Here is a 13,058-nt window from a genome sequence, read left to right on the forward strand (position 1 = left end):
TGCTCCAAAAACTCCATTCTTGAAATTGGGGGATGTTGATCCGCATGTGTGGGATTGTAGGCATTTTGGGGCGCGAACCCGTTGCGGAGCGGTTGATCGAAGCGCTCACTCGGCTGGAATATCGCGGCTATGATTCAGCGGGAGTCGCAACGCTCGAGGCCAATCATCTTGAGCGCCGGCGCGCCGAGGGCAAGCTGAAAAATCTTGAGACCAGCCTCCGCCGTAGTCCGCTAGCGGGTCACACCGGTATTGGTCACACCCGCTGGGCCACTCATGGCAAGCCCACGGAGTACAACGCGCATCCGCATACGACGGACAACGTCGCGGTCGTCCATAACGGGATCATCGAGAATTTTCGTGAGTTGCGCGCCGAACTTGAGCAGAAAGGTGCTCGATTTGTTTCCGACACTGACAGCGAGGTGGTGGCGCACCTGGTCGAATCCTATCTGAGGGAGGGCTACTCGCCCCAAAAGGCAGTCAAGGCTTCCTTACCGCGCCTGCGCGGGATGTTTGCCCTGGTATTCCTGTTCAAGGAGCACGACGATCTCATGATCGCTGCACGGAAGGGATCCCCGCTCGCGATCGGCTATGGCAATGACGAGGTTTATGTCGGTTCGGATGCCATTGCGCTCGCGCCGTTCACCGACGCCATCACTTATCTTGAAGACGGGGATTGCGCCGTGCTTACCCGCAAGATCCACGTCATCTACGATGCCAAAGGAGCAGTCGCGCGCCGCGAGACGCTGAAATCGGGTGCGTCGTCGCTCCTGGTTGACAAGGCGAATTATCGGCACTTTATGGCCAAGGAGATCCATGAGCAGCCGAAGGTGGTCGAGCAGACTCTGGCGCGCTACATCGACGCAGCCAGCGAACGCGTTGCTCTGCCGCTCGAGCTGCCGTTCGACTTCAGAGACGTCCGCCGCATCACGATCATCGCTTGCGGCACAGCGAGCTATGCTGGCTGCGTCGCGAAATACTGGCTCGAGCGCTTTGTCCGCGTGCCCGTTGAAGTCGACGTCGCCTCCGAGTTCCGCTACCGCGAATCTGCCATGGGCAGAGGTGATCTCGCGATCTTTGTGTCGCAGTCGGGCGAGACCGCAGATACGCTTGCTGCGCTCCGCTACGCCAAGGCGAAAGGTGCACACACACTTGCAGTCGTCAATGTACCAACGTCGACCATCGCTCGCGAGAGCGAAACCGTGCTGCCGACGCTGGCCGGCCCGGAGATCGGCGTTGCGTCGACGAAAGCCTTTACCTGTCAACTGACAGTGCTAGCTGCGCTCGCCATCGCGGCCGCCAAGGCGCGCGGTGAACTGTCCGAGGATGAGGAGATCGAGCTGGTGCGCGGCCTGGTGGAAACTCCTCGCCTGATGGCGGCAGCGCTCACCAGCGAACCGCAGATCGAGAGGCTTGCGCGCGACATCGCGAAAGCGCGCGACGTACTCTATCTCGGTCGCGGCACGAGCTTCCCGATCGCGCTAGAAGGCGCACTGAAGCTGAAGGAAATCTCCTACATCCATGCAGAGGGGTATGCTGCGGGCGAGCTCAAGCACGGCCCGATCGCGCTGATCGACGAGACCGTGCCAGTCGTGGTGATCGCACCGCATGACCGCTTGTTCGAGAAAACGGTCTCAAACATGCAGGAAGTGGCAGCGCGCGGCGGCAACATTGTCCTCATGACCGATGCCAAGGGCGCTGAGGAGGCGACACTGGATACGTTCGCCACCATCGTGCTGCCGGACATGCCTGCCGTCTTCACGCCGATGGTCTATGCGATCCCCGTGCAGCTGCTAGCCTATCACACGGCCGTCGTGATGGGCACTGATGTCGATCAGCCGCGGAATCTCGCCAAGTCCGTGACGGTCGAATAGGGAGGACAGAAGCCGCCGATCGCGTCTTGTCGTCAAACCGGTCTAGAGAGTTATGTCTGAGCATTCACAACCGGCCAGCGCCGCCAAACTTAGGCGGTCAAGGATGCCAGCGTCTGCCGCTTTCGCGTCGGAATCTGCGGCGAAGTCGAACAGGTCCTCGACACGCGCCTTCAGGAGGCCGACGACATGGTAGCGTCGCTTGCATCCCGCTTTGAAAGTCCGCCCAGAAAGTCAACGCGCCGCGCGGTTGCCACTTCGGCACAAAAAAAAGGCGTAACAAAGGACTGCGAAGCGGTTTTCAAACGTGGGCCAAGTCGTGTTCGCCGATCTGAATTGGAAAGCGACTGGCCCAGAGGTCACGCCCGGCAAGCACGAAGGAGGCGCCGAACGGCCTGAAGCGGGCGGCAAGATCGTCGCCGTCGGACCGCTCGGCCTGCACTCGGGTGCGGCATTACCGATTTCGTCCGAGCCGGCGCCGGCCATTCCAGCCCCCGCTCTAATGATAACGCGCTCGCGTGATCCGGCCTGACGCCGGGTCACACCCCTCAAGCAGACGAATTCGAGATCGCCAAGATGGCCTTTACCGACATTTTCATCAAGCGCCCGGTCCTGTCGGTCGTCGTCAGTCTGCTGATCCTGCTGATCGGCCTCCGCGCGGCGATGGTACTGCCGATACGGCAATATCCGAAGCTGTCGAACACGGTCATCAACATCACGACCGTCTATCCCGGCGCGTCCGCGGACTTGGTCCAGGGCTTCATCACTACGCCTATCGAGCAGGTGGTCGGTTCCGCCGAGGGCGTCGACTACATCACCTCGTCCTCGGTGCTCGGCACCTCGACGATCCAGGTCTACATCAAGCTGAACGTCGACCCGAACCAGGCACTCACCGAGGTGCTCGCCAAGGTGAATTCGATCAAATATCTGATCCCGAAGGAATCCAACGATCCGGTCGTCACTAAGACCACCGGCCAGACGACAGCGGTGATGTATCTCGGCTTCTCCTCGGAGGAGCTGTCCGGCTCGGCGATCTCCGACTACCTAACGCGCGTCGTACAGCCGGTGCTGTCGACCGTCGATGGCGTAGCGTCCGCCGATATACTGGGTGGCCAGACGTTTGCGATGCGGTTGTGGCTTGACCCGTTGAAGATGGCCGGCCACAACGTGTCGCCGACTGATGTCGCGGCCGCGATCACCGCCAACAACTTCCAGTCGGCGGCCGGCCAGACCAAGGGCTACCTTATCGTCTCGAACATCACGACGAACACGGGCCTGACCGACGTCAACCAGTTCAAGAAGTTGATCGTCAAAGCCAAGGATGGCGGGTTCGTCCGGATGGAGGACATCGCCTCCGTCGAGCTTGCCGCGCAGACCACCGATGCGAGCGTGGCCTTTAACGGCGAGCACGCGATCTTCATCGGCATGAACGCAACGCCGCAGGGCAACCCGCTGACGCTGGTGAAGGGCGTGCGCGCGCTGTTTCCCGAGCTGGAGCGCAACCTGCCGCCGTCGATAAAGATGAAGGTCGCCTATGATTCGACCAAGTTCATCCAATCCTCGATCGACGAGGTCGAGAAGACGCTGGGCGAGGCCGTGGTTATCGTTGTTGTCGTGATCTTCCTGTTCCTGGGCTCGTTCCGCTCGGTGATCATTCCGGTCGTCACTATCCCGCTGTCGATGATTGGTGTCTGCACGCTGATGCTGGCGCTGGGCTTCAGCTTCAACCTGCTGACGCTGCTGGCCATGGTGCTCGCGATCGGCCTCGTGGTCGACGACGCCATCGTGGTGGTGGAGAACATCCACCGCCATCTCGAGGAGGGCAAGACACCGGTGCAGGCCTCGCTGCAAGGCGCGCGCGAAATTGTCGGTCCGGTCGTCTCGATGACCATCACGCTCGCCGCCGTGTACGCCCCGATCGGCTTCCTCGGCGGATTGACGGGCTCGCTGTTCCGTGAATTCGCCTTCACGCTCGCGGGCTCGGTGGTCGTGTCCGGGGTGATCGCGCTGACGCTGTCGCCCATGATGTGCTCAGTGCTCTTCAAGAACAGCGTAGAGAGCCGCTTCGCCATGCTCGTGAACAAGGTGTTTGGTGCCTTGACGCGCTGGTACGGCCGCAAGCTCGACCGCTCGCTGGACTACAAGGCGGTAACGGGCCTATTCGCGATGACGATCCTCGGCCTCGTTGGGTTCCTTTACTTGCACACCTCGAGTGAGCTCGCGCCCGAGGAAGACCAAGGCATCGTGTTCGCGGTGACCAAGGCACCGAAATACGCCAACAACGACTATCTCGATTTCTATGGCGACAAGCTCGACAAGAAATTTCAAAGCTTCCCCGAGACCGATCTGCGCTTCGTGCTGAATGGTATCAACGGCCCTCAGAACGGTATCGCCGGCATGCTGCTGAAGCCGTGGGATGAACGCAAGCGTTCCTCGATCGCGCTGAAGCCGCTGGTCCAGGCAGAACTGTCCAAGATCGAAGGCGTGCAGGCCTTCGCCTTCAATTTGCCGCCGCTGCCGGGCGGCCCGGGCGGCCTGCCGGTGCAGATGGTGATCAACTCGACCGCGGGATTCCAGGCCGTCTACGAGCAGATGGAGAAGTTAAAGGACGCCGCGCGCAAGAGTGGTATGTTCATCGTCTCCGACAGCGATCTCGCCTTCAATCAGCCGACCGTGAAGGTGAACGTCGACCGCGCCAAGGCGCAGGATCTTGGCATCAACATGCAGAACATCGGCAGCGCGCTCGCGCTCCTGGGCGGCGGCAACTACATCAATCGCTTCAACCTGGAGGGCCGTTCCTATCAGGTGATCCCGCAGGTGCCGCGCGCCAAGCGGCTCTCGCCGGAATCGCTCGGCAATTACTACGTAGCGACCAGCACCGGCCAGCAAGTGCCGCTATCGACGGTGGTGTCAATCGAAACTACGACCGCGCCGAATTCGCTGACCCACTACAACCAACTCAACTCGGCGACCTTCTCGGCGGTGCCGATGCCCGGCGTGACCGTCGGCCAGGCCGTCGAGTTCCTTGAAGGCGAGGCCAAGAAGCTGCCGCAGGGCTTCAGCCACGACTACCTTGCCGACAGCCGGCAGTACGTCCAGGAAGGCAATCAGCTCGCAATCACCTTCGCCTTCGCGCTGATCATCATCTTCCTGGTGCTGGCGGCGCAGTTCGAGAGCTTGCGCGACCCGTTGGTCATCATGATCTCGGTTCCGATGGCGATCGTCGGCGCGCTGATCCCGCTGTTCTTCGGCGCAGCCACCATGAACATCTACACCCAGGTCGGCTTGCTGACGCTGGTCGGCCTGATCACCAAGCACGGCATCCTGATGGTGGAGTTCGCCAACGAACTCCAGCTCAACGAGCGGCTGGACCGCCGCTCGGCCATCGAGATGTCCGCGCGCATCCGCCTGCGGCCGATCCTGATGACGACGGCCGCGATGATCACCGGCCTGATTCCGCTCCTGACCGCGAGTGGCGCGGGCGCCGCCAGCCGCTTCTCGATCGGTCTCGTGGTCGTCGCCGGCATGTCGATCGGCACACTGTTCACGCTGTTCGTGCTGCCGGCGGTCTATGTGGTGCTAGCGACCGACCACCGTGCAAAGACCGGGTCCGTGCGGAACAAGCAGATCGAGGAGCTGGGTCTCGGCTCCAAGGCGCTGCGGCCGACCTGAGGCGGCATCGATTGAAGATGCAATGCGGCAATGGGCATTGCCAAGGCGCACTCGCGCCGAAGCTGCGCCACAAGATGGTTGTCCGATTGATGCAGCGATCTCGATGACTGATCCAAGGGGTCGACTACCTCTCAACCGGTTGGCTTGATTGACACACCTCTCCGGAAGCTGCGAACGTCCGACCGTTCGGGCTGAAAAGCCTCAACTAGAACTGGCACGGCATTCGCAGGATTGCTGTCACCACATACGAAAACATCAACGGCCGCGTAGGACCTCTCAGGCCAAGTATGTAAGGTCATGTGCGATTCAGCCAGCAAGGCTATTGCCGACACGCCGTCGCCTGGACAAAATTTATGCACATGAAGGTGGAGTAACGTCGCACTCGCTGCATGGATGGCTTTTCGGATTGCGTCTTCCGCAAGGTCCGGATCATCGAGGTTTTTCGCTCCCCATAGCTCGATGAGCATATGCGTCGCACCGGTGGCCTGAGCCGGTGGTACTTCTTGTTCGTTATCAATAATCATTCAGAAATCTCCATTGAATTCGACGGCTCGATAACATGAGCTATTCGGGATTTAGGTGACGGGGTGATCAGGCGGCGTGTTTTGCCGGTGGGTTCATGACCTCAATGCCGCATCAAGGACTTGGCGTCGTCTCAAAGGCACAAATCAGTCGCGCGCAATCGGTGTTACCGCTTGGGCGCCGTAGGGATCCGCAGCCCGGCGAGCGCCAAGTCCGCTTTCGTGAGGAGAGCACCAAACCATGGTCCAGGCACCCGTTGGTTGCGGGTGCCATGCAGATTGACGCGTGTCGACTACAAGATCCGGTAGGTGCCAACGCAAATTTGAGGCCCTAGCGTACGGCCGCGTTCCCCTGACATCATCGAGGAAACAGTGGTGAACGCAAAGGACGGGAAGCTAAGAAACAGACAAACGGCACACTGTGCCTGGCCGATACCGGAGAGGCTACGCAATGCATGCCCTCAATCAGGATCATCGGTGTTCTGATTCAAGGGCCCCTGAAGGCGATGAATGGGGGACGCATTTGCCTAGCCGAGATCTACCCGACAAAAACCCGTACGTGGAACGTCAACCGATCGAGGCGAACACGGCGATCGATCGCATTGCAAGATCCGATCCGGAGAGAATTGCGCTGAGGAGCGGCGCCGACGAACTCACTTACGAGGCGCTGCGACTAAGATCGGATGCCCTCGCAAGCAGGCTACGAGAGCATGGCGCTCGGGGCGCGGTCGTCGGATATTGGGGTGAGCGTGGCCTCGACTGGGCGACGGCGGTCGTCGCAATTTTGAAGGCCGGATCAACGTACCTACCGCTGGATCCATCGTTACCGGCTTCACGTACATCGTTCATAATTGAGCAGAGTCGCTGTGCTTTGATTATTGGTCCCGACCAGCAGCATTGGCTCAGCCTGTTCCAGACGAGCAGCAAAGGCACCATCCAATTCATGCCGATACAGGCGGAGCTGCGTGAGCGCCAGCCTTCGGCCTTCCAGCCATCATCGTGCGCGGATGGACACGCCTACATTCTGTTTACCTCTGGTTCGACGGGCCAGCCTAAGGGCGCAATGATTGCGCGTGCAGCCCTCAACAATCATTTGGCGGCAAAAATTGATGCCCTGACCCTCACTCGAACGGATTGCATTGCCGAGACCGCATCGCATTGTTTTGACATCTCGCTGTGGCAGCTTCTGGCAGGGCTTTGCATCGGAGCCAATATCGCGATCATTGATGATGCGACACTGAAATCACCAGTATCTCTTCTCAAAGCATTTCAAGGGTACGGCGTGACGGTTGCTCAATTCGTCCCGTCAATGCTTGCAGCATTTGTTGAATATCTGCAGCGCCTTGCGCCGGCTGAGCGAACTCTGGACAGTTTGCGGATTATTTCCACGGTTGGAGAACCCCTAACGCCCGGGCTGGCGCGCGCATGGCTTGCCTTATATCCAACGGTCCCCATTCTAAACCACTACGGGCCTACCGAATGCGCCGACGGTGTTACCCACAATCTGGTTTCCGTACCGCCCGCGGTGGCTGACATTTATGTGCCGATCGGCAAGCCGATTGCGAATCTTGAGGTCTACATCGCCGATGGATCTCGTCTATGCGACACGGGAGAGATCGGCGAAATCTGCGTTAGCGGCGTTGGTGTGGCTACTGGCTACGTCAATGACCACGTCCGCACCAAGGATGCCTTTGGGCCAAACCCGTTCTCGAACGATCCGTCGTTCCGGCGCCTGTACAGGACAGGTGATCTTGGACGCGTTCGTTCCGATGGCCTTTTGGAATGTCTTGGTCGACGGGACCGTCAGGTCAAAATCCGCGGGCACAGAATTGAACTCGGAGAAATCGAGGCGCGTCTCTCCGCTCATCACTTGGTAGGTCGCGCTGTCGCGGTGGCGTCCGTCTGCGCAGGCGTAAAGCTTACGGCGCGAGACATAACCGGCGCCGAGGGGGAAACTGGATCGAGACGAATCGTCGCGTATGTGTCAGCTCCGGCTGAAGTGACGGAATGCGAGCTCTTGGAATTTCTTGCCGAAGCGCTTCCTACCTACATGCTCCCAGAAAGGATCATCCACGTCGACGGTATTCCACGGACCAGAAACGGAAAGGTCGACTTTGGAGCATTGCCGGACCCGACCAGTGTTCGTCCTCCAATGCCGACGTCATTCGAGGGGCCGCGAACAGAGGTTGAAGCCAAGCTGTGTCAAATCTGGTCAGGCATTCTGGGCATTGAGAACATTGGCGTGAATGATCAGTTCATAAGCCTCGGCGGAGACTCGCTCCGAGCGATGCTCATATTGGGCCAATTGCAGACCGATCTCGGAGTAAGAGCGGATTTCAGGCTCGTCCTGAATGGAACGATACGATCCCTTGCGGCTTCGATCTCGACCCGAAGCGAGTCCAAACCGTGCATGGGCCCCGCGCACGGAAAGCTTATGCGATCGCCTCTGACGCGAGTTCAGGAACACCTATGGTTTCTCTCCCAGCTCGATCCGTCTGCCAAGAACTACATCATTCAAGGCGGCCTGCGAATAAGAGGCATCATCGATCTGGCCGGGTTCAATCGCGCCTGGACCGATGTCGTTCGCTTCCATCAGGCCCTTTCTGCGCGTTTTATCGACGAGGATGGTCCGGTCCAGCTCTTTGATGCTCCGCAATGTGCACATCTTGAATTGGCTGATGCATCTCATCTGTCGGCGCAGGAAGCTGAGGAGCTGATCGCAGAGTTGCGGCGAACAGAGCTGAACGGCAGCTTTGATCTCAGCCAGGGCAATCTGTTTCGCGGGCGCATGATCCGTTTTGGCCCCGACCACCATCTGATACTGATCACCGCTCACGAAATTATTATCGATGCCTGGTCGATCTCTGTTCTGCTCAGAGACCTTCGACAAAGGTACCTACATGCTGCGGCGTCTTTGCCAAAGAACCGCGCCTCCCTTTCGACCTACGCGATCTGGGAAAAACAGCACGCGACCCCAGAGGCGCTGGCAAGCCAGCGCAGCTATTGGCGCCGTCAGATTGGTGATGATCCGCCGGTGCTTTCGCTTGGAACGGGACAAGCGCGGCCGCGGGCAAAGTCTCACCGGGGCGCGTCGCATGCGGTGCTGCTCGGCAGCGAGCTCTCCAATCAGGTACGGGAGTTTGCGCGCCGACATAGATGCACCACGTCGACAACGCTCCTCGCGTGCTTCAAGCTGTTGCTACGGATGTACAGCGGTCAGGATGATGTTATCGTCGGCATACCGCACGTCGTACGGGATCAGCCCGGCAGTGCCGACATTGTCGGCTTTTTCCTGAATATGCTGCCGATCCGTTCCGCGATCGATGTTGGTCAGTCCTTTGCGGTTCATGCCTTGCGCGTCCAGGGCCTGGTCAGCGATGCCATCGCAAATTCGGCATATCCGTTCGGCTGGATGGTAAGGGATAGCCGGCTATATCGCGAAGCGGAACGATCGCCGATCTTCCAGGTCATGTTCAACATGTACTCCGAGGCCGCGGAGCCACCGGATCAGCATGAGTTCAATCTGACTTTCCGCGAATACGACACCGGCTATGTAAAATTCGATCTGACCTTGTACGCACAAGATCAGGGCGATGAAATGGCCCTCCAGCTAGCATATGCCCAAGACATATTTTCCAGCGATCTCATCGGCCGTATGGCTGATAATCTGCGCTGTCTGATTGCAGCCTGCGTTGATAATCCGCTTGCGCCCGTTAAGGATCTGAGCTGCCTCAGCGCGGCCGATGTCGTTATGCTGGACTCGCTGGATGGCTCGGCGCAGTCATACTCGACTGAATGTCCACTTGTCGAAGCGTTCGAGCAAATCAGCGCCTCTCATTGCACCCAGGTGGCATATTTTGGTGATTTCGGTGAGATCACATTCGGCGATCTGCGTGAGCGCGTAACGGCGATCAGGTCATTACTGGAAGCGTCTGACGTTGGGGCTGGCGACAGGGTCGCCATGCTGGTCGACCGGTCGCCTGATGTGGCCGCTGTTATTCTTGCGGCACGCGCCTTGCAGTCAATCGTTGTCCCCATATCACCGGATTATCCGCGTGATCGGATCGACCATATCCTGCGAGATAGTCAGGCAAAGCTTTTGGTACACGCAAATACCACTGACCTTGGTGTTGACCTGCCGTCGATTTGTCTGTTGACCCTTCAAGGACGCGGTGCGCTCGCGCACGAGTGTATATGCAGCGGCGGACCATCAGATCAGAGAATTGCGAGCCTGATATACACGTCGTCCTCGACCGGGAAGGCGAAGGGGGTTCTCATCCCGGAATCGTCAGTTCTTAATCGACTGAACTGGATGTGGCGAAGCGCTCCCTTCGGCAATACTGACGTAATGGTTGTCCAGAAGTCCGCATCACTTGTTGCGTCCGCTTGGGAATACTTCGGGGGGCTTCTGAGAGGCGTATCCACGCTAATCCTGACCCAGGAGCAGTTGCTGGATCCAGATCTGTTGTTGAGCACATTGGCGGGACGTCGCGCGACACACTTATTTGCCTCGCCGCCACTCCTGACCGGCCTCATTGCTTCCCAAGAACGGCAGCCAAGATCCACTTCCTTGCGGTTCGTCACAAGCAGCGCTGAACCGATGCCGTCTTCGCTGCCCGTTCGCTGGCGTGCGTCTTTCCCGGACGTGCCGTTGTGGAACTTCTATGGCACTACGGAATGTGCATCCAACGCCGCAGTCTACAAAACGTCGGATGCCGACGACGGCGCGTCGCTCGTCCCCGTTGGGCGCCCAATCGATAACGTCAAGCTCTACGTGCTCGATGGCAGCTTGAAGAGAGTCCCTGTCGGAGCCGCCGGTGAACTCTGCATCGCGGGACGCTGCGTAAGCGCTGGGTACTGGCGGGATCAGGAGCGGACAACCCGTTGTTTCGTGCCGAATCCTTATGGTGATGGACAATACAGCGTCCTCTATCGAAGTGGCGATATCGCGCGCATCTCAACCAGCGGCCTTCTCGAAATTTGCGGCCGGTCGGACAACCAGATCAAGGTACGGGGCTATCGCATTGAGCTGGAGGAGGTCGAAAAGGCTCTTGAGTCTCATCCGGCAATCGCAAAGGCCGCGGTCGTCCCAGAAGCCATGGACGGCCATTGTCGCTTGATCGCCAACGTGATTCCCGCGCGCGACTCTCTAATCTCTGAAGATATTGTCGTCCACCTGCGCCACACATTGCCGTCCTACATGATTCCCGCAGCCTTTCGTTTGATTGACAGTATCCCCCTCACGACGAGCGGGAAGATAGACCGTGCGGGCCTGATGTCGGTTCCTTACCGAGAAGTCGGGCCTGCTCCATCTGCCGAGCCCCGCACGGGGAAGGAGCGTGTTCTTGCTGGGATCTGGCAGGATCTACTGGGCGTCAAGCGGGTCGGAATTGATCAGGTCTTCTTTGATATCGGCGGAGATTCTCTCCTGAGCGTGCGCTGCGTGACGCTGGCGCGCAAAGCCGGGCTGAATCTTACTGTTGACCAACTCTATCGAACCCCGACCATTAGGGAATTGGCGGCAGATGGAGCGACGGTTACACCCCATACCGTCCCTTCCGCGGATGGCTCGTTGCCAGTTATCCCCGCGATCGCATCTTGGAAGGCTCTTGTCGGCTTCGATGAGCATTACAACATAGGCGATCTGTTCTTCCTGCCCGGCGGGATCCTGGACATCCGGCTGCTGGAGCGCGCCCTTGCCCATGTCATGGATAGGCACGAAGGCCTCAGGCTCCGTATCGCGCGAACCGACGATGGTCTACGTCTGACGATCGCAGCTTCCATGGCCGAGCGCCTCGTGGAGGAGATCAATCTTGTCGGAATGACCAGCCTGCGGCAGCGTAAGGCAATCGAGAGCATCTCAGCAAGACGTCAACATATGTTCGTTTTTGACGGCCAGACGCCTCTTGTTAACGTCACGGTGTTCCGCACATCGGAAAGCGGCGATTACTATCTGCTGGTCCTGATGCATCATTTCGTAGCAGACGGGATAGGCTATCGCCTGTTCCTGGAAGCATTGGATGCGGCATACGACGGCTTTGGCTCAGGCCACGCCATAAGCAGTCCCGAGAACATGCAAATGCTCTCTCGATGGCTGAGACGCCTTGAGCACTACGCGAACAGCGAAGCGCCAGCCGAACTCGAATACTGGGAGGGGATCGACTACGATCAATTCAATTTGGACGTCAGCGACACCTCATCCGGCGGCGCGAGCTTTTCGGACGTGACCGCTAGAGAGCTGCATTATGCACGCCTTGAAGGCCGCAAGGAGGACGCAAATTGCCGATCCCTTGGGGAAGATCACGCCAAGCATCATCTGGAGATTGGCAACGAAGCGACAGCTGATCTCCTCAAGATTGCAACCAGATCGGCGCATTGTAAGGACATTGACGTATTTCTTGCCGCCATATCGGGCGCCTGTGGACGTGTTTACGGCAACTATTCGCTCTGGATTGATAGCCTTACTTCGACCCGAGGTCAGCTGTTTGCAGATATTGATCCATCGCAGATCATTGGCCATATCAGCGAACTGGTTCCGCTTTCCTTGAGTCTTTCCGGAACGGAGTCCCGTCCCGATCGTGCTCGTTCAATAAACCGCCAGCGCAATGTCCTGCCACGCAGGGGAATAGGGTTTCGGGCCTTGAAATTCCTAAACCGAGATCCGGCCGTGCGGAGCCGGATCGATCGTCTGCCCTTACCCAAAATTGGACTGAATTATCGAGCGGGTTTGCAGCGCCATTTTCCGCGCCGCCTCCTAGCCCAGGAACCGTCTCCAATCTGGATCGGCGAAGACATGGATGAAGCAGCCGCGAGTCACCTCTTCTGGTTTGATGTCGGATATCAAGCCGGCCGTCTACAGATTGAAACTAGATATGATCCAACTGAGATCGGTTATGAGGCGACCCGGAATCTTTGCAACGTGTTGCAACAGGAGCTGTTGCTGACGATCAGCGAATTCGGAAGAGCCGGCGACACTGTCATCCGTGAATGAGCCGGA

At 58.8% G+C, this 13,058-nt stretch carries 4 protein-coding genes; 3 read left to right on the forward strand and 1 reads right to left on the reverse strand.

All coding sequences use genetic code 11. The annotated features are described in order from the left end of the window. Nucleotides 1–44: 44 nt before the first annotated feature. Together glmS and JJC00_RS09050 are read left to right on the forward strand one after the other, a co-directional pair. A complete protein-coding gene (glmS, locus tag JJC00_RS09045; RefSeq protein ID WP_200472248.1) occupies nucleotides 45–1,871 on the forward strand; it encodes a glutamine--fructose-6-phosphate transaminase (isomerizing) in 1,827 nt (608 codons plus the stop codon). Nucleotides 1,872–2,444: 573 nt separating this feature from the next. Beyond that, on the forward strand, nucleotides 2,445–5,540 hold the full coding sequence (locus JJC00_RS09050) for an efflux RND transporter permease subunit (protein WP_200472249.1): 3,096 nt from the start codon (nucleotides 2,445–2,447) through the stop codon (nucleotides 5,538–5,540). A gap of 131 nt (nucleotides 5,541–5,671) precedes the next feature. Here the strand turns inward: JJC00_RS09050 and speD are convergent, their stop codons facing one another. Beyond that, complete coding sequence (gene speD, locus JJC00_RS09055; protein ID WP_200472250.1) at nucleotides 5,672–6,064, reverse strand: adenosylmethionine decarboxylase; 393 nt, start codon at nucleotides 6,062–6,064, stop codon at nucleotides 5,672–5,674. A gap of 448 nt (nucleotides 6,065–6,512) precedes the next feature. On the opposite strand from speD, the gene JJC00_RS09060 reads away from it, so the two are divergent. Further along, on the forward strand, nucleotides 6,513–13,052 hold the full coding sequence (locus JJC00_RS09060) for a non-ribosomal peptide synthetase (RefSeq protein WP_200472251.1): 6,540 nt from the start codon (nucleotides 6,513–6,515) through the stop codon (nucleotides 13,050–13,052). Nucleotides 13,053–13,058 lie beyond the last annotated feature (6 nt).

Origin of the sequence: Bradyrhizobium diazoefficiens, assembly GCF_016616885.1 — a bacterium.
Classification (GTDB): Bacteria; Pseudomonadota; Alphaproteobacteria; order Rhizobiales; family Xanthobacteraceae; genus Bradyrhizobium; species Bradyrhizobium diazoefficiens_F.